This window comes from Kitasatospora sp. NPDC056531 (genome assembly GCF_042794375.1).
Classification (GTDB): domain Bacteria; phylum Actinomycetota; class Actinomycetes; order Streptomycetales; family Streptomycetaceae; genus Kitasatospora.
On sequence record NZ_JBHTTU010000089.1, the window covers coordinates 1 to 26,990 of the forward strand.

Here is a 26,990-nt window from a genome sequence, read left to right on the forward strand (position 1 = left end):
GCCGCCCTGCGCGTATCTCACAACCAACAGCTACCGGAGCCGTCCGGCGCCTGTCAGCCGAACGACCCCGACATCACCCGATCAAGCTCAGTAGCATGACGCGGCAGCGGACCGAAAGGGAGCGGATGGCCGATTGGGACGGCGTGGCGCAGCGGGGCGTCTACAAGGACGTCCATCAGGCCGAGCGGGACCAGCTGTCCGATGCGGCGCACAGGGGCGACTGGCCGGCCGTGCTGGCCGCCGTCACGAAGTCGCCCGGCCTGGCCAACACCCGCCGCGTCGGCGGCCGCAGCGGCTGGGCGCCGCTGCACCAGGCCGCCTGGCACAACGCCCCGGCCGAGGTCGTCCAGCAGCTGTTGGACGCCGGCGCCTGGCGTACCCTGCGCTCGACGGACGGGGAGCGCCCCGCCGACGTCGCGGTCCGGTTCGGCCGCGACGCCCTGCTGCCACTGCTGGAACCGGCGCCCCTGCACCCGGTGCCGGAGCCGGACCTCCGGGCGATGGAGCACTTCCTGCACGCGCTGATCCGGGTCCGCACCGAGTACTACGCCGTCAAGACGGCGCTGGTCCTCCCGCAGGTCTGCGTCCTGACCGAACTGCCCGACGCCAAGCTGTGGTTCGGCGTGCCCGGCATGTACGGCGGCTTCGGCATCCGCCTAGAGGAAGCCGCGACCGCGCCCCGCCTCAGGGTGACCAGCCACTGCCGGATGGTCGGCTATTCAGGCCGCACCCACCACATCACCCCGGACAGCTGCGTACTGGTCGACTCCGGCTGGTAGCCGAACAGGCATTCCGCCGAGGTTCCACCGGACCCGTCGCCCCGGTTGCCGTTGCTGGCCCTGCCACCAGAAGCGCGAGGAACGCCACGAGAAGGCCGCCGCCAAGGCCCGGGGGCGGCTGGAGACGGCCCGCGCGGCCAACGCCACGCTGTGCCCGTGCTGGACGTGCCGGGGTTCGATCGGCGGGAAGGCGGGCTCCCCGCTGGAACTCGACGAGAAGGCCGGCCTGGATCGGCTGGAGTGCCCGCAGTGCGCGGGTGACCGGGAGGCGGAGGGGCCGGGCCCGCTGGTGCTGCCCGCCCCGACCAAGCGCGAACAGGTCGCCGCCCTGCTCTCCGCCCCGGACGATCCGTGGTGGGACGTGCGGGTGCTGCACGCCAAGCTCTACCCGGTGAAGGACCGCGCAGCGAGAGTGCCGGCCGCCGCGCGCTGTCACGGGGGCTGTCGTGACCCACTGGCGCGTGGGGTGCTGTCGTGCCCTGTGACCTGCGCGGATAGGCGCTTACTCCTGTGCGAGGTCGGGGCGCGACAGCTGGGCGCGACAGGGGCCCCGGTGTGGCCGCCGACACCACCGCCGTCAACCTCCCCGGCCAGCCCCCAACTGGTACAGGCCCGACCCAGCGCCTCCCGGCCGCCATGCACGCGCCGACACCCGGTACGTCGCCGGTGCTGGCCCTGGACCCCAGCACGCTGACCGATCCGGTGGAGCGAGAGCGGGCGTTCGCCCAGCTGCTCCGCTACCAGTCCCAGGTCCTCGCCGCCGGCCTGCGGCGTGTCCAGGCGACGAAGCCGGGGTCGGAGAGTGCCCCCGATCCCGGCCCCTGCAGGCAGCTAGTGATCTTGTGGTGGCGCGAGGCAAATTGGTTCTCATGCCATCAGAAGCAGATACTCAGACGACCTGTGCCTTCTCGATCACCACGTCCTCGACGGGGACGTCCTGGTGGAAGCCCGCGTTGCCCGTCCTGACGGCCTTGATCTTGTCGACGACGTCCTGACCTTCGACGACCTTCCCGAAGACGGTGTAGCCCCAGCCCTTGGGGGTTGGGGAACTGTGGTTGAGGAAGTCGTTGTCGTTGACGTTGATGAAGAACTGGGCCCTGGCCGAGTGCGGATCGTTGGTGCGAGCCATTGCCACGGTGTAGGTGTCGTTACTGACCTCGGCGCTTCAAGGTGATTGGCCTGTTTGTGTAGCTGACTGACCATCACTTGCGCGCTATGCCGTTGGTATGCGCTATGCGGATGGAGGCGGGCTGACGGCGAAGGCACGTCAGCGCCGCGAGGCGGTGCGGCTGGAGGCCGCCGCGTTGTTCGACGAAGGTGTCCCGCCGAGGGAGGTCGCCCACAGGTTGCGGGTGACCGCGAAATCGGCCTACCAGTGGCACCAGGCCTGGCGGGAGGACGGGATCGGGGCGCTGGCCTCACGAGGACCGGGTGGGCAGCGATGCAAGCTGTCGGCGCGGTGCCGGGACAAGCTCGCCGAATACCTCGAGCAGGGGCCAGCCGCGCACGGCTGGGACCAGGACCAGGTGTGGACCGGCGCGCGGGTGGCGACGCTGATCGGCCGCAAGTTCCATGTCTCCTACAGCGTCTCAGGGGCCACCCGTCTGATGCGCCGGCTCGGCTTCACCCCGCAGGTCCCCGTGCGGCGGGCCGCGGAACGCGACGAGCAGGTTGTGGCCGCCTGGAGGGAGGCGACGTGGGCGGAGGTAAAAGCGCCCGGGCGGCCTGCGACGGCTGGCTCTGCTTCGAGGACGAAGCCGGGTTCACCCGCAGACCGCCCAAAGGCCGCACCTGGGGACGCCGTGGCATCACCCCGGTCGTGAAGGTGAGCGGCAGCCGCTCGGGAAGGATCTCCGTCGCCGGACTGATCGCGATGCGCCCGGGCTCACGGACCCGCCTGTGCCACCGGCTGCGACGCCACACCGGGCGCAAGGGTGAACGCCGCAGCCTGTCCGAACACGACTACATCGGCCTGATCGACGGGATACACCGGCTGGTCAAAGCGCCGATCGTGCTGGTGTGGGACCGGCTGAACACCCACGTCTCCCACGCGATGCGCGACCTGATCGACGCGCGGGACTGGCTGATGGTGTTCGTGCTGCCCGCCTACGCACCCGAGCTGAACGCGGTCGAGTACCTGTGGGCCCACGTCAAACGAAGTCTGGCGAACCTCGCCAGCGTCGCCCTCGACCGACTCGAAGCCCTCGTCCGCAACCGCCTCAAACGACTGCAATACCGCTCCGACCTCCTCGACGGCTTCCTCACCGGGACCGGACTCTCCCTCGACCTCCCACCGCCATCACCTTGAAGCGCCGAGGTCAGTATGCAGTCCGTTGTTCGCCTCGTTCTCGACGGGCGCATCGGTGGGCTTCTCCTTCAGGCCGGGCTCGAAACCACCGCCCTGGATCATGAAGCCGTTGATCACCCGGTGGAAGATCGTCCCGTCGTAGTGCCCCTTCTTGACGTAGCTCAGGAAGTTCTCGACGGTCTTGGGTGCCTTGGCAGCGTCCAGCTCGAGCTTGATGACTCCGAAGTTGGTGTGCAGCTCGATCATGCTCCTCTCCTCCCTTCGGAAATTGATCTGACGCCGATCAGCCTGGCACAACGGCAGCCGACTGGCTGACAGGTCATCACATTCCGGCGGGCCGATACCCTCTGCGATCGCGGTCCAGGAGCCAACTGCCGGCCGGGCTGCGCACCGCCCCGGCGCCGACGACCGCCGGGACGGGCCAGCTGGCCGCATGAAGACAGGCGTGCCGCTGGGCCCGCGTCGCTGCCGGACCAACGCCGCTCACCGGCCCTGGACGGGAGGCGGAGGAGCAGTTGGAGGCCGCCCGGGCGGCGAACGCCGTGCTGCGTCCGTGTTGGACGTGCCGGGGCTCGATCGGTGGCAAGGAGGGCTCGAGGCTGGAGCTGCGGGAGAAGGTCGGCCCGGACCGGCTGGAGTGCCCGCAGTGCGTCAGCGACCGGGAGGCGGAGGAGCTGGGCCCGTTGGTGCTGCCCGCCCCGACGAAGCGTGAGCTGGTGGCCGCGCTGGTGTCGGCCCCGGACGAGGCTCTACCCGGCGAAGGACCGGCGGCTGTGAGGCTCCCCGGTTCCCACGGTGGACCGGGGAGCGGGGGGTCAGCCGGGGATGAGGCCGTCGTCGCTGAGCATGGCGCGGACCTCCTCCATGGACGCGTCCGGTGCGGGCAGGATCAGTTCGGAAGGTTCGAGGGCGTCGTCGGGGAGGGGTTCGCCCAGGCGGCGGACTGCGTCGAGGAGGGCGCCGAGGCTCCTCCGGAAGCCTTCTTCGTCGCCGGCCTCCATCTCTTCCAGCAGCTCGTCGTCGAGCTTGTTCAGCTCGATGAAGTGCGAGTCGGCCAGCTTCACTTGGCCCTCGCCCATGATGCGAACGATCACGCTGGTCTCCCTTCTGTGAGTGATGCTCCCTGCCGGAGTGGTTGGAGCGCTGCCCATCCCATCGCTCTTCCATCGGTGGCGCTGGCGAGCCCGGGCGCGTGGCGGACGCCGTTCACCCGCGCGAGTGCTGGGTGCTGGGTGTGACCTGTTGGCCGTGGTGGGCGTGTTTCGGCCTCGGGAGTTGGGTTGTCTGGACCTTTGGTTGGTGTGGCGGGTCGGTGGTCGGCTGAGGAGCCTTGTTTTCGGGCTGGGGGTTGGTGGGTTGGTTGAGAAGGACCGGGCCGTGGTGGGGTCGTGTTCGGGGGTGGGGCCGGTTGTGAGGGATGTCGCCGGCTGGTTGTCTGGGTTGTTTGACCTGCGGGTTTTGGTGGTTGGTTGAGAACTTGCAGGTTGCCGTGAGAAGTAGTGGGGATTCCCGCGGTCTGGTTGAGAGCCCTGTAGGTGTTGGCGGGGTGGCTGTGCTCGGAGTGGGCGTGGGTCAGGCGCTTGGTTCGGTGGTGTCTTCGGTGTGGGTGGGTTGCGGCGGCCAAAACCGGGTGCGGGACGGGCTGGGTGGCAGATAGCTTCGCCCGAATGACAGCCATGCTGAACGATTCCGTCCGGGCGCTGCTCGATGCGCCGGTTCCAGCGGTCCCTCGCCACCGTCAATCCGGACGGAAGCCCGCAGACGTCGGTGGTCTGGGTCGGGCGCGACGGAGATGACCTGCTCATCTCCACCGCTGCCGGCCGCCGCAAGGAACGCAACCTGCGCCGCGACCCCCGTGCCAGCCTGACCGTCTACGATCCGGCCGACCCGTTGCGCTATGCCGAGATACGCGGCTTTGCCACAGTCACCGAGGACACCGGACGGTCTCTGGCGGTCGCCCTCGCCGAACAGTACGAAGGCCCCGGCGCAGGCCAGGAGTACCTCGGCCTCCCGGCGGAGGTACTCCGTGTTATCGTCCGCATCAGCCCGACCAAGGTGGTCGGTACCGCGACCACCTGACCGATCATCACCGGACCGTCGTTGCGATAGCCGAGCCCTGGGTCTCCACAGGTAGACGTGAAGATACCCGGCGCTGTCGGTGTCCTCGCGGAGAACCGCGAGGACGCCGACAGCTTCAACCGCCCGGTGCGCGGCGCTGGCCACGACCAGGCCGACGAGCCCGACGGCCAGGAGCACGGGCTGCCCAGCGACGTCCCCAGCCGGGTCCGCGCGGGCAGCCGGGATGAGCCTGGAGACCATCCAGCAGGCCCTGCACCGGGCCCGGGAGGACGAGCGCCACGCAGACCGGCACGCCGACGCCGGCCACGAGACCGCCTACGCCACCGCGGCCACCATCCGCGCCGAGTGGCAGCGCGTACGCGACCACACCGCCGCCACCCGGGCAGACCGCTACGACCCTGACCACGACACCGCCCTCCAGCACGCGCTGCGCCGTGAGCGCCACCGCCAGGACGTCGCCGACCGCGCCCGCGAGGCAGCCCACCAGGCCCGACAGACGACCGACGCCGCTCATCGCCGCCTCGCCGGGCACCGCCGCTCAGCCCTGGAGCGCGCCGGCCTCCACGCGCTCACCGACGACGACCACCAGGCCGTCCGCGACCTCACCCGGGGCGGCGTGGAGTGCGTTGCCCTGCTCCTGCCGGTACCTCGCAGCCGCGCCCGACCGGTACGGGCGGTCTCGTTGTCTACAAGCCGCCCTGGCAATCACAGTGCCGAGCCTGACCCTTCAGTGGAGACCGGCTGCGCGCCGTACGCTGCCTTACCCGGAGTCAGGACTGGGCTATTGCGCCGCCCCGCTCGCCTGCCCCAGGGCCTGCCGCCTTCGGACGCCCGTGAGGTAGCCGACCACGAAGATGTGTCGGGTCGGGCAACCCGGTGCGACGGGAGTGTGGTCTGGAGGGTTGAGGGGGTGCTGATGCACACAGACGAAGAGGCCGACTTCCGTGCCTTCGCCCGAACCAGGTGGGCGCACCTGGTCCGGACTGCCTATCTGCTCACGGGCGACTGGCACCATGCCGAGGACCTGACCCAGACCGTGCTGGCCAAGGCCTACCGGTCCTGGCGGCGGGTCAGCCGGGCTGACAGCCCGGACGCCTACGTGCGCCGGATGCTGGTGTCCTGCAACAGCGACCGGTTCCGCAAGCGGCGGGTCGTCGAACGGCTCACCGAGGTGCTGCCCGAGGTCGCCGCGTCCGGCGACGCGGCCGGCCAGGTCGACCAGCGGCGGACGCTGATGGGCGCCCTGGCCACGCTGCCGACACGGCAGCGGGCCGTCGTGGTGCTGCGTTACTGGGACGACCGGACGGAGGCGGAGGTCGCCCAGGCGATGGGTTGCTCGCTCGGCACGGTCAAGAGCCAGGCCGCCAAGGGGCTGGCCAAGCTGCGGGCGCACCCGGGTCTGGCCGTCGTGCCCGCCGAGTCGCGGGCCGCGCAGGGCCGTTCCACACTCGACGATCTCATCACGACCGCGCATGGAGGCTGACGATGACCCACCCGGATTTCGAGGCGGCGCTCCGCGAGCAGCTCGTCGCCACGGTCGCGGACCGGACGCCGGGCGAGGCGCCCTACGAGGCGATCCGGCGCCAGGGCCGCGCGGCCCGCCGACGCCGGACCGCCGCGCTTTCGGCCGGCGTGGTCGTCCTGACCGTGCTGTCAGGCGCGACGATCCTCACGGCCCGCGGCCACTCGGACGCCCGCCCGGCCACCGGGCTCACCGTGGGCACGGACGGCACGGCCGTCCCACCCTCCACCTTGGCGCCCAGCCCCGCAGCCACGCCCACCCCGACGCCGACCGGGCCGCAGCCTCCGGCGACGGCGGCCCAGTTGACCAACGGCATCGGCTTCGAACAGGCCGCCACCGCGCTCGGGCAGTGCCTGGACTACGACCGGCAGATGCAGGCCCGCCGGCAGAGCGCGCCGCCGCCGACCGGACAGGGCGCACACCCGAACCGGCCGCCCGTCCACGACCTCGGGGCGATCGCCGACTACCGCGTCCTGCTCGCCGTGAAGAGCACCGGGGACGACAACTCCCCGGGCGATGGCATCAACGTGGTCGGCGTCAGCCAGGGCGAGCATCCGAGCGAGGTCATCTGCCACCAGGTCGACGGCAAGACCTCCGGCCTCCAGGCCGGCAGCGCCGACCCGCGCGCGGGCGGCCCGGCGGGCCTGGTGAACCCGGACATTAATGGGGGCAAGCTGTACCGGCAGGCCATGGTCGACGGCCATGAGTGGAAGCTGCCGTACACCTGGGGCAGCATCGGCACGTACGCCCCCTCGGTGGCGCGCGTGACCGTCTCGTACGGAAACGGACCGGCCGTGGACGCGGCGCTCGACCACGGCTGGTTTGCCGCCACGGGAGTCCTTACGAACGCCGTGACCCGGACCCCGCACATCAAGGGCTACGACGGCAACGGGAAGGTGGTCTACGACTCCGACGACGACAAGGGCTACCCAAAAGACCTCTGAACGGCGTGTCGGTGGCGGGTCCTGCGGTGCGGGGGTGACGACTCCCGAGGTGCCTCCGGTCCGTCGATGCCCGTAGTCCTGCTGGATCCGTGGGAGGTGGTGCGGGAGACCGACTGGCCGTCCAGCCCGACACCGACGCGGGCGGCCCGGTGTTGCTCCCGGCGGTGACCACCATGTCCTACCAGTGGCGCTGAACGAAGCAGGCAAGGCGTCCGATCCGAACCCGGGATCGGCACAAGACCTGGCGGCTGGAGGGCACGGCCGGACTGGAGGCGGCCGCCTCCGTGCTCGGGATGGTCCGCTCGGAGATGGGCTCGACGGCCCGGGGCGCAGGGCGCTCCGGTGCCCAGCACGCGATGGCCGTCAACGAGACCGTGCTCGCCTTCGTTCTCGGCGGCAGAGCGCCCGGGGCCGCGGGCGGGGTGGGCACGGTGCGCTCCTGGGCGACCGAGGTGGAGTTCCTGCTGCCGGGCGGGAAGCGGAAGGTGCGGCCGGACGGTGTGTGGCAGGCTCCGGAGGTCGGGGTGCCGGTGTTGATGGTGGAGGTCGACCGCTCGACCATGGCCCCGGCTGACGTTGCCGCGAAGTTCCCCCGCTACCGAGAGCTGTTCCGCACCAAGGTCCGCGACAACGACCCGGCCCTCGCCGACCAGGAGCCGGCCGACCGGACGGTGCACTGGTGGCGCCGCACCTGGCCCGGCCACACCCGGCCCGGGTACCCGCCGGTCGCCCTGGTCGTCACCGACGCCGGACCGGTCGCGCTGGCCAACCGGCAGCAGGCCGTCACGGACCTGTCCGCCGACTGCTGGCGCGGCCGGTGGCGCAGGGAGGTCCGCGACTACAACGACGACGGGTGGCGCGAGTACGACGACGCCGTGCCCATCGTCGCGACCACCCTGGAGCTGCTGGCCACCCGCGGGCCGCTCGGGCCGGTGTGGTGGCGCTTCGGCCGCTCGGGCCGGCACTCCCACAAGGCCCACCAGGAGCTGATGGACTCCCTGGTCTGCATCGACTGCGGCGACGTTCCCGAGGAGGAGAGCACCTGGGAGTACGGCCCCAGGGGACAGGTCGAGTGGACCCGCCGCCCGGGTGGCCGCTGCTGGCCCTGCCACCAGGACCGCGAGGACCGCCTGGAACGGGAGGCCGAAGAACAGCTGGAGGCCGCCCGCACGGCCAACGCCGCGCTGCGCCCGTGTTGGACGTGCCGGGGCTCGATCGGGGGGAAGGAGGGCTCGAAGCTGGAGCTGCGGGAGAAGGCCCGGCCGGACCGGCTTGAGTGCCCCGAGTGCGTACAGGCTCGCGCCGCAAAGGACTTGGGCCCGCTGATGCTGCCGGTCCCGACCAAGCGCGAGCTGGTGGCCGCGCTGGTCTCCGCTCCGGACGATCTGTGGTGGGAGGACCGCGTGCTGCACGCCAAGCTCTACCCGGTGAGGGGCCGCCGGGTGTGACCTGGTGGTGGGGGTGTTTTGGCCTTTCTGGCCGGATTGTCTGGACCTTTGGTTGGTCCTGTTGGGGGTGGGTGGTGGCTGGTTCGGTGACTGTGTGTGGTGGCGGGTGGGGTCGGGGGTTCTGCCAGGTATTTCGTTCGGTTGTTTTGACGGATTGGCTGCCGGTGGTGTTCTGAATTCGGGCCTGAATTGCGGGGGCGGGGGTGGTGGCGGGGGTTGGTGTTCGGTTCGGTGGGGCCGGGCCTCGCGCCTTCCGTGCCGGGTGGTGCCCTTCGGCGTCGTCTGGGTCGGGGTTGCCGGGTGGCCTCCGTCCGGGCCTGCTGCGCCCTGCCCTGGTCGTCCCTGCGCTTGCCGTCCGGGCTGGGCCCCGCGTCGTGTCCGTCGCTCGGGGGCGGGGCCTGCTGTGCCGCCGCCGTTCCGGCCGTTGTTCGGGGCTGTGGGGGTTGTGGGTTGTGTCATTGGGGTGCGGTTTTCCCTGGTGGCGGGGTGTTCTGTGGGGCCTGTGGGGCCTGTAGGGCGGCCGGTCGTCGTCCGCCTCGGCGTCGTTGCGGCCGCCGATCGGGCCCTGCTGGGCCTGGCTCGGCACTGTGTGGCGGCACGTCCGCGGTACCCGCCGGCGCGCTGGTGCCCGGCTGCGCCGTGTGGTGGCGTACCGGGGCCACGATCGGGAACGTGCTGGGGACTGTCCCCGTCATAGGCGCATGAAGAAGCCTTGGCTGCTCGGTGTGCTGCTGGTCTTTGTCGTACTGGTTCTCGCTCTCGTGCCCGTGCTTGTGAACCTGTATTCGGGGGCGTGGCATGCAAAATGCGATGCCGTCGTGGTCGAGCCGGACGGGACCAATAGGCGGCTCTGCCCCTGACCTGTGGGGTGGTGTGCGACCGGGGGAGTCGACGCCAGGATCCGCCTCGCCGGACCAGGCACCGGTGCCTGGCAGTCTCCCCGGGCCGCAGGCGGGGCCTCGGATGCGGGCCGCCGACCACCAGGTGCCGACTGTCCCGGGCTCGCTCGGGGTCGTCGGTGCTGCGCCGTCGTCCGAGCCTGCCGCGCTCGGTCGTGGGCGGCAAGGGCTGCTGAGCCTCGCCTCGCTGCGCTGGCGCCCCGGTCGGCTGGGGAGGGTGCTGGGTGGACGTCAGGCCCCTCTGGAGGCTGTGGTGGTGGCCGTGGGTGCCGTCCAGGAGGACGTTCTGGTGTCGTTCTGGGTGGCTGGTGGGTGCTGTCGCGTTGCCTGTCGCGCCCTGCTGTCGCGTGGGGTGCTGTCGCACCGTGTGACGTGGGCGGATACTCCTCAACCCGTGTGTGTGGTGGGGGCGCGACAGGTGGGTGCGACAGGGTGCTGGGTGGGGGCCGCGGGCGCTGTTCGGGTGTGGCCGCCGCCGGTGCCGCCGGCCGCCGGGTGTGGGCTGTCCTGGTCGCCGTCCGGGGCCGCCGTCCTGGGCCCGCGCGGGGCGCTGGTGCTGGGCCTGTCCGGGCTGCTGTCGGGCCGGCCTTGTCTTGGTGGTGGTGTTCGGCGGAGGGGCGGCCGGTGGGCTGGTGGTGGGTGCGGGGTGCAACGCGGGGTGCAACGCGGTGTTGCGCTGGGGTGCGACACGGGGCTGTGTTGCTGGTCTGACCTGGTGTTATGTGGCCGTGGGCGGGGGTGGGTGGGTGTGTTGCACTTCGTGTTGCAGCGGGCTGCGCCGGTCCGCCGGCCTCGGCTGCGCCCCGCTGACCGCTGTCTCGTGCCACCGAACCTTGACCGGTTGTCACTGAACATTGACCGATGCAGGTTTGCGCCAGCGAAGCTTGATCGCCGCTGGTCAGCGCCGCTGACGGGATCTGCGGGAGAACGGTGGGGCTGCTTGTCGATGGGGAGACGAATCCGTGGCCAGGCTCGATGCCCGGGTTGCTGAGCCCGGCCGCGGAGCACTTACTTGCTCTCGACGGTCAAGGCGCCGGAGCTGGCGCCGACCTGGTCCTGCAGGGCCTGCCAGCGGGTTCCGTCGGCGCTGAGCACATCGAGCAGGAAGGCGGAGACGGCGTCCGCGACCAGGACGACACGGGCGGGGTTCTCGTCGGTGGTGTCCTTGACGGCCTCGCCGGAAATTCCGCCGAAGAGGTGCTCGGCCTCGGCGATGGTAAGCAGTCGCTTCGGGGCAGGACTGAGGTGGTAGGCGTCGGTGAACCAGTCCGGTCCGCGGGTGGACATGGCGGACTGGTCCTTTCCGCCGGCGATGACCAGGGGGGGGTGGTCATGGTGGAGAAGTCCGGGCGCGCGAACGGGAGGTACTTGAGTGCGAAGGGAGTCAGGGTGTCGCCGGTACCGGTCGCCGCCACGAGTGCGCCGGCCTTGACGACGGGGTGGGAGAAGCCCTCGCCCGGGTTCCCCTCGGCGTCGAAGACCCGGGCACCCAGCAGGGCTCCGGCGGTCTGTGCTCCCCAGGAGTGCCCGACAACGGCGACGCGTTCGCGGTCGACGCGTGTCGACAGGCCGCTGAACTGGTCGAGGATGTCGCCGAGGCCGTCCAAGACCGCGTGCAGATCGGCGATGCGCACCCGCCAGATGGTGGCGAAGCGGGGATCCTTGAAGCCGATGCCGTTGCGGCGGGAGTCCAGATGGGTGGGTTGAACCACGACGAACCCGGCCGCCGTCCAGCGGTCCACGAGGGGCTCGTAGCCGTCCATCGACCAGGCGTTGCCGTGGGAGAAGACGATGACGGGCAGGTTCCTCCCGTCGGCTGGCGCGGTGACTTTGACCTGCAGGTCGACGCCGCGGTCGGTGGTGGGGACAGTGATGGGCTTGACGGCGATGAGCTGGCGGTCGAGCGCTGTGGTGGGCATGGGTCCCTTTACGGAATGCAGTTCCATGACATCGACGCTAGGGACCCGATAGGTACCAAATGGTAACCTTCGGTTCGTGAGCATGACCGCGGCTAACACGGCGAGCACGGCAGGGGGCCTGAGAGCAGGCACGGTGTTCCTCGCCGACTGCCCCGCACGGCTGGCGATCGAGATCATCGCCAACAAGTGGTCCGTCGTCACCTTGTTCGCGCTCACCGACGGACCCAAGCGACACAGCGAGCTCGTTGCGCTGTCCGGTGGAATTTCGCGCAAGGTGCTGACTCAGACCCTTCGCCGCTTGCAGAGTAACGGCCTGATCGACCGGCATGTGTACGCCGAAGCGCCTCCGCGGGTCGAGTACAGTCTGACCGCGCTCGGCCAGACGCTCCAAGAGCCGATCGTGATGCTGACCGAGTGGGCGCGAACCAACGGCGAAGCTGTCGTCGAATTCCGAGAGTCGGCAGCCGCCGGGTCGATCGCCTGAGGATCGTGAGGCCGCCGCGCGGTCGGCACTGCCTCGACCACGCGTGACGACGGACCCACCGTGACTGCTCCAGCCAGAATGAACACCAGCGGTCGGCACTTCCGGTCGCCGGCGCCATGGATCTTGCTCGTCTGCCCGCCCCTGGAGCGCCCGAGTAGGGCAGCTTTCAGCTGGAGCTTGCGCCGACAGGAGGGGCGGGCACCGTCGCCTCCTGGCGCGGAATCAGGCGCCCGGCCGGTGCGCTCGTGGACCGGTCGGGCGGGGTGAGGTGAGGCGGCCGACGGTGCGCCGGGAGGCAACCACGGGTGCGCGCGCAGTACATCGCCCTGCCCCGAGCCGGACTAGTTTCGGCCTCCCACGCAGGCCGGGTGACCCCACGCGACCGTGGTGGGGCAAGGAAGCCGACCGCGACCCCAACCAGACGAAGGCCGGCAGAGCGATGACCGATCTCCCCGGCGGGCAACCATCCAGCACCCCGGACGACCTGTGGTGCCCCTTCCCCTCCCTGACCAACCCCCATGCCGAGCAGGCCGACCAGCAGAGCCTGGCCTGGCTGGCACGCCACGGGCTGCTGGACGGGCAGCTCCGGCAGTCGGCCCGGATCGGGCGCCAGCGCAGCGGCCACCTGGCCGCACGGACCAATCCCGAGGTCTCCGCCGAGATGCTGCGCCTGCTGTCCGACTGGTACGTGTGGCTCTTCGCCTTCGACGACGGGTACTGCGAGGACCGTGAACGCGGCTCCCGCCCCGGGCCGTTGGCCCGCACGACCGCCCTGCTCGCCCGCGCGATCGACCCCGAGCCGCCCGGCGGCGAGGTGTCCGGACCGGTCGGCGCCTACACGACGGCCCTGCGGGAGATCCGGGACCGGGTCGCCGCACAGGCCTCGCCGTCACAGCTGTTCCGGTGGGAGTGCACGGTCCGCGACTATCTCTCCGCACAGGTGTGGGAGGCCGCCAACCGCGAGGCGGGCGCGGTACCGGGCCTGTCCGAGTACGTGGCCATGCGCCGACACGCCGGGGCGACGTACACCTGCCTCGCCCTGATCGACATCGCGGCAGGCTACGAACTCCCCGCTGCGGAGGCGGACGGCCCCACGCTGCGCAGGCTCAGGGACCTCACCGCGAACCTGGTGAGCTGGGACAACGACCTGTACTCCCACGCCAAGGAGACCGCCGGCGGCCAGGGCCGCCACAACCTGGTCGAGGTCCTGGCCCGCCACCACCGCTGCACCCCGGCCGAGGCCCGACAGGCGGCCGTCGCCATGCGCGACGCCGAGATGCGGGCCTTCGTCGAACTGAGCCGAACCGTCCACGCGAACGGCAGCGACGCGGCCTCCGCGTACGCCCGGAGCCTCGGGCTGTGGCTGCGCGGGCACATCGACTGGTCCCGCGGCACCTCGCGGTTCGATGTGCCGACGGCCCCCGAGGCGAGGCACTGATGCGCGAGGACGACACCCCGCCCGGCACCGCGCCGTGCGCGCCGGGCCGCCTGCCGCTGCTCGGACACCTCCTCCCACTGCTGACCCGCCCCGTACCCTTCCTCCAGTCGCTGGCCGACCACGGCCCGGTGGTGCGGATCCACCTGTGGCACAGGCCGGTTCACGTGCTCACCGACCCCGAGCTGGTCCACCGGCTGCTCGTCGAGGACGCCGCGAAGACCGAGAAGGGCTTCGTCTTCGACAAGGCCCGCGGCCTGCTGGGCAACGGGCTGTTCACCTCGGAAGGCGCGTTCCACCTCCGCCAGCGGCGGCTGGTCCAACCGGCCTTCCACCGCGACAGCATCCACCGGTACGCCGCGCTGGCCGCGCGGCTGGCCGCGGCGGCGGTGGCCCGCTGGGAGCCCGGGCGGCCGGCGCCGATCGAGCCGCGCATGTACGAACTCGCCCGGGACATCGTGCTCGAGGCCCTGTTCGCCACCCGCCCGCGCCTCGCCCAGAAGGCCCGGATCGACCGGGCCGTGCCCGTGGTCCTCACCGGATTCGTTCAGCGGGCGCTCTACCCGTCGCCGCTGCTGGAGAAGCTGCCGGTACCGGCCAACCGGCGCTTCGACGCGGCGGTCCGGGACCTGCGCACCGTCGTGGACGAGATCGTCGCCCAGGCCGCCGCCCGACACCAGGGCCAGGACCCGGACGACACGCTGCTGTCCCTGCTGCTGACCGCCCGCGACGAGGAGACCGGCCTCGCCATGGCGCCGGCCCAGGTACGGGACGAGGCGGTCTCGCTGCTCCTGGCGGGCACCGAGACGACCGCCACCACGCTCGCCTGGCTCTTCCACGAACTCGCCCGGCACCAGGACCTCCAGGACGAGCTGAGCGAGGAGGTGCGCGCCGTCGCCGCCGACGGCGCCGTGTTCCCGGGCGACCTGCCGCGCCTGGAACGGACGGGGCACGCGATCAGCGAGACCCTCCGCCTCCACACCCCCAACTGGATCTTGATGCGCCGGGCGGTGGCACCGCTCCAGTACGACGGTGTCCTCCTGCCCCCGGGGGCGGAGACCCTCTTCAGCCCGACCGCGCTGCACCGGTCCCCGAAGCTCTACCCCGACCCCTTGCGGTTCGATCCCGAGCGCTGGCGCCGTCCCGGGAACCTCGCTCGCCCAAGGCTGTTCATCCCATTCGGCGCGGGCCGGCACAAGTGCGTCGGCGAGTCCTTCGCCTGGACCGAGATGCTCGTCGTCACCGCGGCCGTCCTCGCCCGCCTGCGCCTCAGGCTGGCCACGGCCACCCCTCTCCGGGAGAGCGCCACCGCCGCCACCGCCCGCCCGCGTGGCCCGCTGCTCATCGCCGAACCGCGATGAGCGGCTGGCCGTCCACCGCGTGCACCCATGGGCAAGGCATCGTGCGCCGACGGCACCGCCACCGGCTCCCGGCGGCGGGCGGCGGGCGGCGGGCGCGGGGGTCCGCGGGTTTCCCAGGAAACTCGGATACCGGGGGACCCGGAGCACCGGCGAGGAAGCCGGTGCACCTCGTACGCACCCCTGCGCGAGGCGTGCGCGCGCCCGTACGCGCGCACGCCTCGGCCTCGTTCCGGTGCCCTCGGGCTCAGGCGTCCGCCGGGGCTCCCGCGGACGCGTCGGCGGCCTCCACGAGCCGGAAGACCGCGATCTCCCAGCCGAAGCCGACCACCAGCCGGCCCTGCGGGGCGGCGGCCAGGGCGCCGACCGGCAGTGGCAGCACCAGGTCGGGGCCGATCGGGGTGAGGGCGGCCAGGTCCCAGGCCCGGACGGTGCCGTCGCGGTCGCCGGTGACCAGGGCCGCGCGGCCGGCGACCGGGGCGACGGTCATCGCGTCGAGGCTGTCGTCGGCGACGCGCAGGGGCGCGCCGACCGGGGCACGGGTGGTCAGGTCCCAGACGAGCACCAGGCCGTCCTCGCGGCCCACCGCCACCACCGGGCGGCCGTCGACCACCGCCGTGGCCATTGCCGTGACCTCCGGGCCGTACGGATCGTCGTCCTCGTCGTCCTCGTCCGCATCCTCCGCGTCGCGGGAAGGCGCGGCGTCCGGGAGCGCGATCGGCTCGCCGACCGGGGTGCCGGAGGCGAGGTCCCACACCCGCACCGTCTCCTCGTCCGCGGTGACGGCGACCGGGCGGCCGTCGACCACCGCCGTGGCCACCGCGGTCACGCCCTCCTGATGCCCGGCCAGCGGCCCGTGAAGAACCTCCCCGGTGGCGAGGTCCCAGATCCGGACGAGGCCGGCCGTGTCCCCGGTGACGGCGAGCGCCCGGCCGTCCAGCACCGCCGTCGCCACGGCGCCCACGCTGCTGTAGTGGAGCAGCGGCGCGCCCGCCCGGCTGCCGTCGGCCGGGTGCCAGCGCCGGGCCTCCTTGCGCAGCGGCTCGACGGTGACCACCACCGGCCGGCCCTCGACCACCGCCGTCGTCAGCGCCTCTACCGGCTCCCGGAGGTCGTCGAAGGGGGTGCCCGCCGCGGCGCCGGTGGCCAGGTCCCACAGGCGCGCCGAGCCGTCCCGGGCGGTGCTGAGCACCAGCGCGGTGCCGTCGACCTCGATCACCGCCGCGGCGCTCACGTCGTCGCCGTGCCCGGGCAGCGGGTCGCCCACGGACCGGCCCTTGACGTCCGGGTCCCAGCGGTGCACCCGGCCGTCGGAGGTGCCGACGAGCACCACCGGCCGCCCGTCCACCACGGTCGCGGCCAGGGACTGGGCCCCGCCGTGGGGCCCGGCGAAGGCCTGGGCGAGCTGCCGCCCGGCGGCCGGGTCCCACAGTCGCGCCATGCCGGACTCGTCGGCGGTGACCACCGCCGCCCCGGCCCCGGTGTGCACCGCCGCCACCGTCTGCGGCCAGTCGCGCCGGGCGACCAGGCGCTCGCCCAGTCGGCGGCCCGTCGCCAGGTCCCACAGGGTGGTCGTGCCGGCTGACCCGCCGACGGCCACGGCCGGGCGGCCGTCGACCGCCAGTGCGGCCAGCGCCTGCACCGAGCGGGCCCCGGTGGCGATCGGCTGCCGCAGCTGACGGCCCTTCGCGAGGTCCCACACCCGGACGGCCCCCGCGAAGTCGGCGGTCAGCGCCACGGGCCGGCGGTCGAGCACCGTCGTGGTCATTGTCGCCAGCCGGCCCCGGTCCGCCCCGGAGCCCGCCCCCGCGCGCAGAGGCTTGCCGACCGGCTTTCCGGTGGCCAGGTCCCACACCCGCACGCTCTGGTCGTCGCCGCCGGTGACGGCCACCGGGCGGCCCTGCACTGTCGCCGTGGCCACCGCCGTCACCCAGTCGGTGTGCCCGGTCAGCGGCGGGTGCAGCGGCCGGCGCGTCGTCAGGTCCCAGACCTGTACGGTCCCGTCGGTGCCGGCCGACACCGCCACCGCCCGGCCGTCCAGCTCGGCCGCCGCCACGGCGTGGACCGGCCCGGTGTGGCCGGCCATCGGCTCGCCGACCGGCTCCCCGGTGGCCAGGTCCCACAGCCGTACGGTGCCCTCGTTCCCGCCGGAGACGGCGACCGCCCGGCCGCCCACCGCCACCGGGCCGACGGCGAGCGCCGACACCGCCCCCGGGTGTCCGGCCACGCTCCAGCGGCAGCCGCCCAGTTGGGCGCCGCTGGCCCACTCGGCGCGCCGGCGCGGGAAGCCCTCCTCGTCCGGCACCGGGACGGCCTCGATCCGCGCGGCCAGCTCGCCGTCCCCGTACCGGACGGCGTCCAGCGCCAGCAACCGGCGGCGCACCGCGGGCCCGGCCCCCAGGCGGCGATGGGCCGAGGCCTCGTACACTGCGGCGCCCACCCGCCCGAACCCGCTGCCGGCGTGGGGCAGCAGGGCCAGCGCGGTCGCCGGGTCGGCGTTCACCAGGAACCCGGCGTCGGTGAAGGCGTAGTAGCCCAGCAGGACGGTGACGGCCTGGCGCAACGCGGGGTCCGGCCCCTCGACGGCGCGCAGCCACAGGGCGACGGCCTCCTCCGTCCGGCCGTCCTCGGACAGCAGCCCGCCAAGCCGCTCCTCGGCCAGCTGGCGGTAGGGGTCGATCTCCGAGGTGACCGCGCCGTGCAGCAGCCGTTCGGCCTCCGCCCGGTCGCCCTCCTGGCGCGCCCGGTCGGCCGCGTCGATCGCCGCCGCGACCTCGACCATCTCCTGGGCCACCCGCGGGGGTAGGCCGGACAGGTCCACCAGCTCCGCGGGGCGCGCCCACGCCCGGGGGTCCTCGCCGACGGGCCGCACGGGCGGCGCCCCGTGTCCAGCGCGCGCACGACGGCCGCCGAACAACCGGCCTATCCAGCCTCGGGGTCGTGGAGGAGCGATGGAGCTACCGGCTCGCGGCCTGCCGGGTTCGGAGCAGCCCGTTGAACGCTGTGAGAGCACCAGCTGCCGCCAGCGGCTCGATCACCTTCGTCGCGAAGGCGTACACGCTCTCCTCGGTCTCTCGCACACACTCCAGGGTGTTGATTCCGCGCCACGCCTCCGGCGAGACGGCCTCGGCGTACTTCATCGCCGCCACGTGCAGGTGGCGCAGCTCCGTGTAAACGGGCGCCAGGCGGTCAAGCTCGGCGACCGGGTCGCAGCCCTCCTCCGGACGCTCCCGCGTCTTGTCGTGGAGCATGAGGAGCCGGGCCCCGGCGGCGAGGGCCTCGCTGTAGGCATCGAGTGCATCCCGACTGGTCATGCGGGTCCTCCGCTCGTAGCCGACGCTGGCCGAGATCTTTCCAGCGGCACCTCCGCGGGGCAAGAGATCGAGCACTCACGTGCGAATCGACCAACTATCCGGCAGTCGCCCGTTCGAAGTGCCTCGGCCTGGGTCGCGAATTTCGGACTTGTGTTGTGAACTGGCCTTCTTAGCTTCGCAGTTGCGGTCTTTCCCGGTGGATGTCCTGCCCTTCTCGGCAAGACCAGGTGACTTCCACCGTGGATGACTGGGCCGCAGGCATGAGCGACTCAAGCGACTGAGAGGCCGGACCCTCCTCGGCCGAGTGCCGACGGGCGATGAGAGACCCCTGTTCTGGAAGGACCCCGGGGTGGACCGCGCCGTCCGGCTGCTTTCGCCGCCCAGCACGGACACCCTCACGGCGCCGGGCCCTACCACCCGCCCGGCCCGGCGCAGCGGATCGGCCCCGCCACCCCCTCAGATCGGCGCCCGTCAGGGGATCGAGCTTCCCGTTCACGATCAGGCAGGCCGACCAGCGGGCCATTGTCCCTCTTCACCAGACGTCCGGCTGAGGGTGGTCCCGGCGCAAGACCCGGGCCAAAGCCGCCCGCAACTGGAGCGACGGGCCGACCAGCCGTAAGGAACTGGAGCGTCCGCGCGAATCCCCTCAACGGGCCGGGGTGGTGCCGAGGTACCCATCGGCACCACCCGAATCGGCCAGGTCCGACAGGGGTGACGGCCGTCAGCCGGCCACCGCGTCGTACAAGCCGCGGCCCGTGCGCTGCGCCCGTCCGGTCTTGGCGAGGCGTTCGAGCATCGTGCGTACCGCGTTGAGTGCTCCGTTCTGGTCGTCGAGTCCGAGCAGGACGGTTACCTCCCTGGCCCGCAGCGGGCCCTTGGCCTGTCCGAGGACGGCCAGCACGCTCTCGGCGTCGGTCAGCCGCCGACGGCCCGCCGCCGTGGGCGCGGGCGTCGTCCGGCTGCCTGCACCTCCTGGGGCTTTGGCGGGCGCCGCCTTTCCTCGGGCGGCCGTCGTGCCCGTGGTCTTGGAGGCGCCTCGGGCAGTCTTCCTCACAGCCGGGGCCGGGGTCGGCGCGGGCGTTGCATCCTGTTCCCGGGCGTCCGCCGCCGGCGCCTTGCCCGCGGGGGCCTTCGGGGCCGCTCGCTTCGTGAAGGCGGCCGCCTTCCGTGTGGTCGCCTTCTTCGCTGCTGCCTTCTTGGAGACGGCCTTGCGCGGGCCAGCGTTCCGGCCCGCAGCCGCCTCTCCAGCGGAGTCGGACTCGGCGACGGGGGACTCGGAGGGCTCCTGCGCCGACCGCGCTTGGGCGGCAGACATCTCGTCCGCGACGCCTACCCGCGCGGTGCCCTGCACCCGGTCCCGCTCCCCGAGCGGAGCCTCGGCCAGAACATCCAAGCCCTCCAGCACGGCCACCATCGCGTCCTCCTAGGCGATGAGGGCCGCCAGCTGCTCTTCGAGCTGGCGCCGCTGCTCTCGTACGGCCGGCAGTCGTGCCTCCACGAGGGCCCGCGTCGATCCCACACTGCTGTCCGAGCCGAACGTGTGTCCGTCCACAAGTGCTCCTTCAACTTCCGTTTGTGTCAGCGAATGTACGGCGATCACGAGGATCGGCTCAGCAGGATGGCGAAATCCGACCCGTGAGGGTTTCACCGCACTCGTTCGGCATGGCTCGTCCTCTGGCCGAGCGGCCGCGTTGCGAGGTGAACTCGCGGCGCGAGTGGGCGATGTCCGGTCCAGCGTTATGGGAGGCCCGTGAGCATTCACTCCTGAGCGGGAGCCACCGACTGACGGAGAATGGTGCGCAGCCGACTCGGGTGTGTCCGGTGGGCGTCGGACCACCGTCCCAGGCAGCCATCGTCGCTGATGCTCCACCTCGCGCCGAGGCGGACGGCCTGCCACATGTTCATGCCGGTCGGTCCGACGAACTTGCCGTCCGTCACCCCGCCTCCGGCCCCGCCCCGGGAGCTGTAGGCGCGTGGCAGCTCAACGTCGACCCGAAGCACGTCTGGGTCGGCACGGCCAAGGACGACTTCATCCAGATGGTCACCGGCACCGTTCTCGGCGATGGTCCCCAGTACAGGGACTTCGACGCCCAACGCATCCAGATCGACACCAGTGGACACGGCGGCTACTGGGACATGGGCCCCAACGGGGCGGCGAGTGAAAGCCTCGCCAACCAGGGGCGGATCATCGCCAGCCGCCAGCCGACGCTTGCCCCCACAGTCCCGCACTAACCTCCACAGCCCTTTCAACCAACCGCCGACCGGCGACTCAGGAGCACCATGACTGCCAGCGCATCCCGCACCCCCGGGCGGATCATCGCCACTGCGCTCCTGCTCGCGGTGCTCGGCGGATGCTCGTCCGCCCATCCCGCCGACAGGAGTGACACACCACCCGTGAAATCCAAGGCCGACGCCCAAGCCTGGGCGCAACAGATCACCGGGCACATGGCCCGGACCGCCGGGATCGAGACCGACCCGTCGACCATCGGCGCGCTCTTCACCCCGTGCACCGGCAGGAACGGCGAGACCGCCTCCGACGACCGGTACATCCTGATGTACAGCGTCAAAAGCTCGGTTCCGCGCGCCCAGCACCCGGAAGCGGTCAGGAAGATCCGCGACATGCTGGTCGGCGAGGGCCTGACGGTGAAGGGCTACCGCGAGACCGTGGACGGCAAACCGGACGCACTCGTCGACGCCTTCCACCCCAACAGCCGGTACTCCACGACAGCGTCCACCTCAGGCAGCGCGGATCGCATGTACCTGAGAATCATCACTCCCTGCCTGCTTCCGCCCTCCGAGGAGCCTTCCCCCACTTCCTGAAGCTGGCCCCCGACAACCACCACCACCGGCCGGTTCGCCCCCGGCCACAACCAGAAGGCCCTGCACGAACGCGTAGCCCGGATCCGCACCGTCAGGCCGGTGGCGCTCAGTTCGTCCGTGTCGATGCGCAGCGCCGCGAGCCCATCCGGGCGCCGTGCCCGGGGCGGCCCGCATCTGCCGATCCGTACCGCGGTGATCGGGGCCGGCCAGCGGCACGCTGAACCGAAGCGAAGCGCCGGTCCCCCACTTGGTGGCCCGCGTCTTTCGCTGATCCCAGATCGTTCACGCCTGAGGTACTCGAAGCCGCAGGAACCGCAGATGTAGCCGGCCGGGTCGTCGTTCTCGCCCGGCTCACCTCAGTGGGCGTAGGGGCCGACACGGACGCGGCGGTACGTACGGCAGGCGATCGTACGCGTTGTCCCAGGTGGGCCGGGCAGGCCCGTGGCCCCGGACAGTAGGGGAGCGAGAGCGCCGGTCAAGTCGGTCCAGGAGCGGAATCCACGGTGGCAACCACGGGCAGGGCAACCGGGAAACCGGCGGACTCTACGCCCTCCTGGCTGCCAGTCAATCCCCGTCGACCTGCGGAGACCGCCCCGGCCTGTGGCACGCTGAGCGAAACGAACGAAGCGCCGGCCCACCGTTCGGTGACCGGCGCTTTCCGCTTCCCCGCTACGCCAGGTTCGCCCCTACGCTGCCGACTGCTCCTCGGCCGGGTCGTCGATGTGCTTGAGCTGGCTGCGGGCAGCCACACGGTCCTCGCCGGACAACGAGGCCCAGTGCTCGTCGGCCCACACGGCCTGGGAAGCCTGCCGCTCGGTCTCCTCGAACCGGGCGGACTCGGCCAGCTGCTCCTCGCTCAACCCCTGCCGAGCGACTTCAAGGTCGCCGCCCCAGGTCGGCAGTGTCGCCAGGTAGGTGCGCCGCTCGGCCTGTACGGCCGCCAGCGACCGCTGCGCCTTGATCAGCCGGTCCGGGTACGTGCACGTCTTCTCTTCCTTGCCCACGGCAGGCAATCGTACGTGTGACCCAATCCCGCGCCGGGCTGCGCCTCGCCGTCGGTGGCGGGATGGTCAGGGTGTGGAGTACCGCGGGATGTCCTCGGAGGCGAAGGCCGCGTTCCTGGCCGAGCGGCCCCGCTGCGAGGTGTGTGGGACGGTCGCGGTGGAGGTGGACCACGACCACGCCACCGGGCTGGTCCGGGGCGCGCTGTGCCGCCGGTGCAACGGCCGGATCGGATCGCTGGAGGCCGCCCTGCGCCTGCCGAGCGGGCCGTTCCAGGCCAAGGCACGCGACCTGCACCGGGCCCTGGAACGCGACGGCCGGCTCGATCTGCGGGAGTACCACCGCGACCTGATGTATCTGGGGATCTCCGAGGCGGCGTTCCTGGATCGGCTGCGCGCAGTGCAGGAGCAGCTGGTGGTGCCGTACGTGTACTGGACCGAGGTGACGTCTCGGGCACCAGGACGGCGCTCGCCGTGGGCGAAGATCGGGCCGCTGACCGACCTCGCGGAGGCGGAGCGTCACCGGAGCTGGCTGCTGGAACAGACCCGAGTGCCCCCGCACCTGTGGGTCGTAGTCGCCCGGGAGCCGGATGACGGCGTGAACTCCCCGTGGCCTCGGGGCCTGTTCACCCAGTCCCACACGCCCGGCGCAGCCGAGGCGTTCCGGAACCTCATGGCCGCCGGCCCGCCCGACCTGAGCGCCCACGAGGCCGCGGCCCGCGACTTCGCTGACCTGGCCGTGCCCGTGCTGCTCTCCCGGCCGCTGACCGCCGACGAGATCCGCGCCGCCCACTGGAACCCCGACCTCGACCTGCCGTGCACCCAGCAGGAGCTGCGCGAGCTGATCGGCGGCTACTACTCGGCCAGCTGGCTGGACCTGGCGGTACGGATCGCGCTGGACGACCTGGGCGGTGACCTGCCCGACCGGCGCTGGGCGTCGTTCGGCCGGGCCCGCTGGCACTGGCGGGAACTGTGCGCGTACTGGCGGGACCGGCAGGGCCCGACTCGCTAACAGTCTCGCTGCTCAGACCGCGTTTGAGATCTCAGCGTGCGACGCTAGCATGCTCGGAAACCCGGTTGACCCGTGGTGAATGATGAGGGCGTGATCTCCAAGGAACGCGCCGTCGAGCTCGTCGAGTCGCTGTTGGCCAAAGAGCGGTTGACATGGGCGGGACCGCTCCACGAGCTGGCCGTCTACGACGTGGAGGAACATGCGGTCGGCTGGCTCGTCTTCTGGAACTCGGCGGAGTACGCCCGCACCCGTGATCTGCGCTACAACCTCGTTGGCAGCGGCCCCTACCTGGTGGACCGGCATGACGGGAGCATCCATCACGTCCCTGCCACAACGTGGATAGCTGAGGACTGGGAGGGGCTCTACCTCCGGCAGATCAAGGGCGTCAGGACACCTGACCCACTGGCTTCCTCTGTCCGCGCGCTCGTGGACTCCGCCGGGGTCGTGGCCGCGATGAGCCACCTGCGCAAGCAAGCCCCGCGCTTGAGTCTGCAGGAGGCAAGGGCCTACGTCACGGCCGTTCGGGATGGAGCTGAACCATCGGAAGAGCTGGCGAATCTCACCCGAGAAGTGGATAGCTGCCCGCCTCTGTCTATCGAAACGCTGGCTGGCCCAGTGCAGTAGCAGTCCGGATGAGGGGCCGGGGTCCAGGCCTCGCTGCTGGTCCACGGCGGGTGAGTCGGCGGACCATGATGCCGATCATCGCCCAGCGGATCATCGTCTCCGAGTGGGCCGGGTTCGTCTCGTAGTCTCGGGCCAGGCGTCGGTTGGCGGTGATCCACGACAGCGTGCGCTCGATTGCCCACCGCTTCGGCTGTACTTGGAATCCGCGCTGGTCGGGGTCCTTGCGGACGATCTCCAGCTCGCGGCCGAGGATTTGGGTGGCCCAGTCCACCAGGCGGCCGGCGAAGCCCTGGTCGGCCCAGATCTTCCGCACGCTCGGGTGGTCGAGTCGGGTCCACAGCAGCGGGCGCTTCCCACCATCGCGGTCCTGGACGTTCGCGGCGACAACGTGGACGGCCAGGAGAAGGCCGAGCGTGTCGGTCACGAGGAACCGCTTGCGGCCGTTATCTTGAGCCATTGCGATGAGGATGGGCCTGACCAGCGGCGATGCGATGTGGACGGTGTCCTCGACGCGGAGTGTTGGAGACTTTTCCGGCTGCGGAGATTGTGTCGCCCGGCGTGTCGCTCGCTCCGGACGGTCAGCCGGACGATGTCTCGACTGTCACTCCGACGGAATGGTGTCGGAGCCGGGAGGCCACGAGTTCCATCTCGACGTACGTGCCCACGAGGCCGGTCGTCTTCAACTCGCCCGCCAGGGCCCGTGCTTGTGTCAGTGATAGGCCGTGCACCTCTCGAAGAGCGCGAAGGACGGGCACTGCACTCGCCTCGGGCTCTTTCAGCCGGAGCCGGGCGGGTCCGTGTTCCGCCAAGAGGGCCTGGCGGATCCCCTCCGGAGTCGCGTCGCCGAAGTCCTGCTCGCACCAGGCGACGGGGCAGGACTGGCAGGCCCCCTCGGTTCCTCACCACAGACGTCCGCGTTCGATGGACTGGCCGGTGTCGAGGATCAGCACACCGCCGCAGGCCTCGCATCGTGTCGTGATCTCCACACCCTGGCTTATCACCGTGCTCCTCATCATCGGACCTTGCCCCGGATAGTGCCGTAACAGCGTCCCTCCGTCGACCGCGTATCCTCGCCGACCTCCCGGGTTGGCTGCGGGAACAGCTGCGGTCGCGATGCCGGTGCGTCAGCTTCTCAGCACGGTCCGATCGCCCTCACAGCTGGTGACGTCGTCGCAGCGCGGATGCCGCAGACGTCGGCCGTGCGGCGTTCACCCAACGCCAGGGCCAGGGCCTGCCTGAGCTCGCGGTTCTCCGCCTCCAGCTGCCGGTTGCGCTCGGCGGCGGCCTCCAAACGCCGCAGCAGGGATGCTTCGGAGGCCCGCTGCCGATCGGGAACCGGGCGGGCAGCGGGAACGGGGCGATGCCGCGCTCGCAGACGTTCGATCTCGGCTCTCAGGTCGGGCTGGTTGTAGAGCCAGGACCGGGAGACGCCCGCTTCGCGGGCAACTGCCTCGAAGGTGATCAGCGAGCCGGTGGCGTCCATCCGCCGCAGGGCCGAGGTCGCGCGTCGACGATCAGATGGGAGTTGTCAGCCGACATCCGCGGTCTCCTCGTGTTCGTCCTGGCCTTCTTCCAGCTCGCTGATCATGCGGTCGAGGTTGTCGGTGACCTGCTGGTTCATCTCGGCAACGCGGGTGTGGCCGCAGCTCTTCGCGTTGTCGATCAGCGTCAATGTGCGGGCGCGCTGTTCGCGAAGCTCGGGCAGGAACTCGGGTCCGGTGAGGAAGACCGGGCAGGTCAAGCAGGCGTTGGCGTGCGGGCAGGTCTTCTGGACGGGCAGCCCGCAGTAGCCGTTGGGCAGGGCCTGGGTGGCGATGCCGTAACGGGTCTTGGCCCACTGGGCCTGGCCGAGCGGCCCGTCGGGATCGAGGGCCACGCGTTCGCCCTTGATGTACTGTCGACGGTCACGCAATTCCCCAAGGCTGTGGTCACGTAATTCCCCAGGTCCTGGCTCGATGGTGGGGTTAGGTTGGCGGTTGTCCGGTGCACGGGTTGAGGCCGGTGCGGGACGCTGATATCTGCTTGTGGCCTTGATCGAGGGGGATGCTCATGGTCGAGCTGAGTGCTGAAGCGGTCCGGTGGGTGGACGACGAACCGTTCCCGGGCATCGTGGAGGTCCAGTTCACGGATGCGGACGGGCGTCGGTGGTCGCTGGTCGACAAAGCTCCGGTCTTTGACGCCGATGGTGTCCTGCGTCCGGATTCCGCCTATCCGCTGGAAGTCGGCGTTGCCTGCGTGATCACCGGATCAGCCAGGCGCCAGGAGGATGACGAGCTCGTCACGGTCTCCACCGCGCCTCATGGCGTCACGGCCTCGGACGGACGGGACGAGTTCACGGTGCGACGCGACCAACTCACGGGCTGAGGGCGAGCGTCAGCATGCTGCGGTGGAGCTATCGCTATGTCGGACCTGCCGACTTGAGGAGTCTCGTCCGGCCGGAAGGGCAGGGCAAGAACATGCGCTCGCCAGCGGACTTCGATGAGTGGGCAGCGGCTCGGACGGCAGAGGAGTTGTCCGAGCCCTTCACCTTCGTTGTCGATCGGACTGGGTCCCTGCGGCTCGCGCCGCGCCGCAGTGAGCACGTGGTGTGTGCCGGCGGAGAAGAGGTCATGAGCGCTGGTGAGATCAGTTTCCGCGAGGAGTCCGGGCAGTGGGTGGTCAACGAGGTGAGCAACCAGTCGACCGGTTACTGCCTGGACGTCAGCTCATGGCCGGCCGTCGCCGAGGCCCTGGACCAGGCCGGGATCGTTCGCCCCTCCGGCTTCACGCACGAGGTGGTGTTCCGACGCTGCCCCTCCTGCCGGCAGCTCAACATCGTGCGCGAGGAGGACTTCGTCTGCGTCTTCTGCGACGAGGCCCTGCCCTGGGAGTGGAACGTTGATCGGCCCGGACGCTAGTGTCCTGCGCCGGAAGTGGCGATCATAAGTATCTAGTTTGTTTCGGTGCCGGTCGGGTTGATCTTGGCGAGGTAGTCGGCAAGGGACTTGAGGATCTCGTCGGCGGTCTTCGTCCAGGTGAAGGGCCGTGGGTTCTCGTTCCAGGCG

At 71.3% G+C, this 26,990-nt stretch carries 23 protein-coding genes and 5 pseudogenes; 16 read left to right on the forward strand and 12 right to left on the reverse strand.

From position 1 onward, the window contains the following. Positions 1-95 precede the first annotated feature (95 nt). The gene (locus ACFQ87_RS37430) at positions 96-779 is read left to right on the forward strand and encodes an ankyrin repeat domain-containing protein (protein WP_380615411.1); all 684 of its coding nucleotides are present in this window, start codon (positions 96-98) and stop codon (positions 777-779) included. An 889-nt stretch (positions 780-1,668) separates the two neighbouring features. On the opposite strand, the pseudogene ACFQ87_RS37435 reads toward ACFQ87_RS37430, so the two are convergent. Continuing rightward, positions 1,669-1,935, reverse strand: a pseudogene (locus tag ACFQ87_RS37435) (peptidylprolyl isomerase); the annotation flags it as partial. A gap of 70 nt (positions 1,936-2,005) precedes the next feature. Here ACFQ87_RS37435 and ACFQ87_RS37440 point away from each other — a divergent pair. Together ACFQ87_RS37440 and ACFQ87_RS37445 are read left to right on the forward strand one after the other, a co-directional pair. Continuing rightward, positions 2,006-2,461, forward strand: a pseudogene (locus ACFQ87_RS37440) (winged helix-turn-helix domain-containing protein); the annotation flags it as partial. A gap of 14 nt (positions 2,462-2,475) precedes the next feature. After that, a complete protein-coding gene (locus ACFQ87_RS37445; protein ID WP_380615412.1) occupies positions 2,476-3,087 on the forward strand; it encodes a transposase in 612 nt (203 codons plus the stop codon). Positions 3,088-3,096: 9 nt separating this feature from the next. Here the strand turns inward: ACFQ87_RS37445 and ACFQ87_RS37450 are convergent. Together ACFQ87_RS37450 and ACFQ87_RS37455 are read right to left on the reverse strand one after the other, a co-directional pair. Then, positions 3,097-3,333: pseudogene (locus tag ACFQ87_RS37450) on the reverse strand (peptidylprolyl isomerase); the annotation flags it as partial. 569 nt (positions 3,334-3,902) lie between these two features. Then, the gene (locus ACFQ87_RS37455; protein ID WP_380615413.1) at positions 3,903-4,181 is read right to left on the reverse strand and encodes a hypothetical protein; all 279 of its coding nucleotides are present in this window, start codon (positions 4,179-4,181) and stop codon (positions 3,903-3,905) included. A 613-nt stretch (positions 4,182-4,794) separates the two neighbouring features. On the opposite strand from ACFQ87_RS37455, the gene ACFQ87_RS37460 reads away from it, so the two are divergent. The 4 genes from ACFQ87_RS37460 to ACFQ87_RS37475 all read left to right on the forward strand — a co-directional run bounded on the left by ACFQ87_RS37460 (position 4,795) and on the right by ACFQ87_RS37475 (position 9,080). Then, entirely contained in the window at positions 4,795-5,166 is a 372-nt protein-coding gene (locus ACFQ87_RS37460) for a PPOX class F420-dependent oxidoreductase (RefSeq protein ID WP_380615414.1), read from the forward strand. A gap of 916 nt (positions 5,167-6,082) precedes the next feature. Further along, positions 6,083-6,649, forward strand: a complete 567-nt coding sequence (locus ACFQ87_RS37465) for a SigE family RNA polymerase sigma factor (RefSeq protein ID WP_380615431.1) — start codon at positions 6,083-6,085, stop codon at positions 6,647-6,649. A 2-nt stretch (positions 6,650-6,651) separates the two neighbouring features. After that, entirely contained in the window at positions 6,652-7,632 is a 981-nt protein-coding gene (locus ACFQ87_RS37470) for a hypothetical protein (RefSeq protein ID WP_380615415.1), read from the forward strand. 215 nt (positions 7,633-7,847) lie between these two features. After that, entirely contained in the window at positions 7,848-9,080 is a 1,233-nt protein-coding gene (locus ACFQ87_RS37475; RefSeq protein ID WP_380615432.1) for a replication-relaxation family protein, read from the forward strand. 1,924 nt (positions 9,081-11,004) lie between these two features. Here ACFQ87_RS37475 and ACFQ87_RS37480 read toward each other — a convergent pair. After that, positions 11,005-12,075, reverse strand: coding sequence for an alpha/beta fold hydrolase (locus ACFQ87_RS37480; protein WP_380615416.1), 1,071 nt, complete (start codon positions 12,073-12,075; stop codon positions 11,005-11,007). On the opposite strand from ACFQ87_RS37480, the gene ACFQ87_RS37485 reads away from it, so the two are divergent. From ACFQ87_RS37485 to ACFQ87_RS37495, 3 genes are all read left to right on the forward strand, one after another. Further along, the gene (locus ACFQ87_RS37485) at positions 11,981-12,382 is read left to right on the forward strand and encodes a winged helix-turn-helix transcriptional regulator (protein WP_380615433.1); all 402 of its coding nucleotides are present in this window, start codon (positions 11,981-11,983) and stop codon (positions 12,380-12,382) included. The two genes, ACFQ87_RS37480 and ACFQ87_RS37485, sit on opposite strands and share 95 nt — an antisense overlap. A 439-nt stretch (positions 12,383-12,821) precedes the next feature. After that, entirely contained in the window at positions 12,822-13,820 is a 999-nt protein-coding gene (locus ACFQ87_RS37490; RefSeq protein ID WP_380615417.1) for a hypothetical protein, read from the forward strand. After that, a complete protein-coding gene (locus tag ACFQ87_RS37495; RefSeq protein WP_380615418.1) occupies positions 13,820-15,178 on the forward strand; it encodes a cytochrome P450 in 1,359 nt (452 codons plus the stop codon). Before ACFQ87_RS37490 ends, ACFQ87_RS37495 begins: the two co-directional genes overlap by 1 nt. Positions 15,179-15,422: 244 nt before the next feature. Here the strand turns inward: ACFQ87_RS37495 and ACFQ87_RS37500 are convergent, their stop codons facing one another. The 4 genes from ACFQ87_RS37500 to ACFQ87_RS37515 form a co-directional block, all read right to left on the reverse strand. After that, positions 15,423-18,047: a WD40 repeat domain-containing protein gene (locus ACFQ87_RS37500; protein WP_380615419.1), complete on the reverse strand. Its 2,625-nt coding sequence runs from the start codon at positions 18,045-18,047 to the stop codon at positions 15,423-15,425. Positions 18,048-18,132: 85 nt separating this feature from the next. After that, complete coding sequence (locus tag ACFQ87_RS37505) at positions 18,133-18,489, reverse strand: hypothetical protein (protein WP_380615420.1); 357 nt, start codon at positions 18,487-18,489, stop codon at positions 18,133-18,135. A 721-nt stretch (positions 18,490-19,210) separates the two neighbouring features. Then, positions 19,211-19,903 (reverse strand): hypothetical protein, encoded by a 693-nt coding sequence (locus ACFQ87_RS37510; protein WP_380615421.1) that lies wholly within the window; start codon positions 19,901-19,903, stop codon positions 19,211-19,213. Positions 19,904-19,912: 9 nt separating this feature from the next. Beyond that, entirely contained in the window at positions 19,913-20,041 is a 129-nt protein-coding gene (locus ACFQ87_RS37515) for a hypothetical protein (protein WP_380615422.1), read from the reverse strand. Between the two features lie 269 nt (positions 20,042-20,310). Here ACFQ87_RS37515 and ACFQ87_RS37520 point away from each other — a divergent pair, with 269 nt between their 5' ends. Beyond that, complete coding sequence (locus ACFQ87_RS37520) at positions 20,311-20,721, forward strand: hypothetical protein (RefSeq protein ID WP_380615423.1); 411 nt, start codon at positions 20,311-20,313, stop codon at positions 20,719-20,721. 48 nt (positions 20,722-20,769) lie between these two features. Next, on the forward strand, positions 20,770-21,309 hold the full coding sequence (locus tag ACFQ87_RS37525) for a hypothetical protein (protein ID WP_380615424.1): 540 nt from the start codon (positions 20,770-20,772) through the stop codon (positions 21,307-21,309). A 686-nt stretch (positions 21,310-21,995) separates the two neighbouring features. Here ACFQ87_RS37525 and ACFQ87_RS37530 read toward each other — a convergent pair. After that, positions 21,996-22,313 carry a hypothetical protein gene (locus ACFQ87_RS37530; RefSeq protein WP_380615425.1) on the reverse strand — a complete coding sequence of 106 codons (318 nt, stop codon included), beginning with the start codon at positions 22,311-22,313 and terminating at the stop codon, positions 21,996-21,998. A gap of 88 nt (positions 22,314-22,401) precedes the next feature. On the opposite strand from ACFQ87_RS37530, the gene ACFQ87_RS37535 reads away from it, so the two are divergent. Together ACFQ87_RS37535 and ACFQ87_RS37540 are read left to right on the forward strand one after the other, a co-directional pair. Continuing rightward, complete coding sequence (locus tag ACFQ87_RS37535; protein ID WP_380615426.1) at positions 22,402-23,322, forward strand: endonuclease domain-containing protein; 921 nt, start codon at positions 22,402-22,404, stop codon at positions 23,320-23,322. Between the two features lie 90 nt (positions 23,323-23,412). Next, on the forward strand, positions 23,413-23,946 hold the full coding sequence (locus tag ACFQ87_RS37540) for a YrhB domain-containing protein (RefSeq protein ID WP_380615427.1): 534 nt from the start codon (positions 23,413-23,415) through the stop codon (positions 23,944-23,946). Here ACFQ87_RS37540 and ACFQ87_RS37545 read toward each other — a convergent pair. From ACFQ87_RS37545 to ACFQ87_RS37555, 3 genes and pseudogenes are all read right to left on the reverse strand, one after another. Beyond that, positions 23,915-24,391, reverse strand: a pseudogene (locus tag ACFQ87_RS37545) (transposase); the annotation flags it as partial. The gene ACFQ87_RS37540 and the pseudogene ACFQ87_RS37545 overlap by 32 nt on opposite strands. 687 nt (positions 24,392-25,078) lie before the next feature. Next, a pseudogene (locus tag ACFQ87_RS37550) lies at positions 25,079-25,441 on the reverse strand (DUF6262 family protein); the annotation flags it as partial. A gap of 33 nt (positions 25,442-25,474) precedes the next feature. Then, positions 25,475-25,858, reverse strand: a complete 384-nt coding sequence (locus tag ACFQ87_RS37555; protein ID WP_380615428.1) for a hypothetical protein — start codon at positions 25,856-25,858, stop codon at positions 25,475-25,477. A gap of 137 nt (positions 25,859-25,995) precedes the next feature. On the opposite strand from ACFQ87_RS37555, the gene ACFQ87_RS37560 reads away from it, so the two are divergent. Together ACFQ87_RS37560 and ACFQ87_RS37565 are read left to right on the forward strand one after the other, a co-directional pair. Then, positions 25,996-26,310, forward strand: coding sequence for a hypothetical protein (locus tag ACFQ87_RS37560; protein ID WP_380615429.1), 315 nt, complete (start codon positions 25,996-25,998; stop codon positions 26,308-26,310). A gap of 245 nt (positions 26,311-26,555) precedes the next feature. Beyond that, complete coding sequence (locus tag ACFQ87_RS37565) at positions 26,556-26,843, forward strand: hypothetical protein (protein WP_380615430.1); 288 nt, start codon at positions 26,556-26,558, stop codon at positions 26,841-26,843. Positions 26,844-26,990 lie beyond the last annotated feature (147 nt).

Coding starts and splice junctions, on each gene's coding strand:
- ACFQ87_RS37430 (WP_380615411.1), top strand. CDS start 96: ATGACGCGGCAGCGGACCGAAAGGGAGCGGATGGCCGATTGGGACGGC.
- ACFQ87_RS37460 (WP_380615414.1), top strand. CDS start 4,795: ATGCGCCGGTTCCAGCGGTCCCTCGCCACCGTCAATCCGGACGGAAGC.
- ACFQ87_RS37465 (WP_380615431.1), top strand. CDS start 6,083: ATGCACACAGACGAAGAGGCCGACTTCCGTGCCTTCGCCCGAACCAGG.
- ACFQ87_RS37470 (WP_380615415.1), top strand. CDS start 6,652: ATGACCCACCCGGATTTCGAGGCGGCGCTCCGCGAGCAGCTCGTCGCC.
- ACFQ87_RS37485 (WP_380615433.1), top strand. CDS start 11,981: ATGACCGCGGCTAACACGGCGAGCACGGCAGGGGGCCTGAGAGCAGGC.
- ACFQ87_RS37480 (WP_380615416.1), bottom strand. CDS start 12,075: ATGATCTCGATCGCCAGCCGTGCGGGGCAGTCGGCGAGGAACACCGTG.
- ACFQ87_RS37490 (WP_380615417.1), top strand. CDS start 12,822: ATGACCGATCTCCCCGGCGGGCAACCATCCAGCACCCCGGACGACCTG.
- ACFQ87_RS37495 (WP_380615418.1), top strand. CDS start 13,820: ATGCGCGAGGACGACACCCCGCCCGGCACCGCGCCGTGCGCGCCGGGC.
- ACFQ87_RS37505 (WP_380615420.1), bottom strand. CDS start 18,489: ATGACCAGTCGGGATGCACTCGATGCCTACAGCGAGGCCCTCGCCGCC.
- ACFQ87_RS37510 (WP_380615421.1), bottom strand. CDS start 19,903: ATGGTGGCCGTGCTGGAGGGCTTGGATGTTCTGGCCGAGGCTCCGCTC.
- ACFQ87_RS37525 (WP_380615424.1), top strand. CDS start 20,770: ATGACTGCCAGCGCATCCCGCACCCCCGGGCGGATCATCGCCACTGCG.
- ACFQ87_RS37535 (WP_380615426.1), top strand. CDS start 22,402: ATGTCCTCGGAGGCGAAGGCCGCGTTCCTGGCCGAGCGGCCCCGCTGC.
- ACFQ87_RS37560 (WP_380615429.1), top strand. CDS start 25,996: ATGGTCGAGCTGAGTGCTGAAGCGGTCCGGTGGGTGGACGACGAACCG.
- ACFQ87_RS37565 (WP_380615430.1), top strand. CDS start 26,556: ATGAGCGCTGGTGAGATCAGTTTCCGCGAGGAGTCCGGGCAGTGGGTG.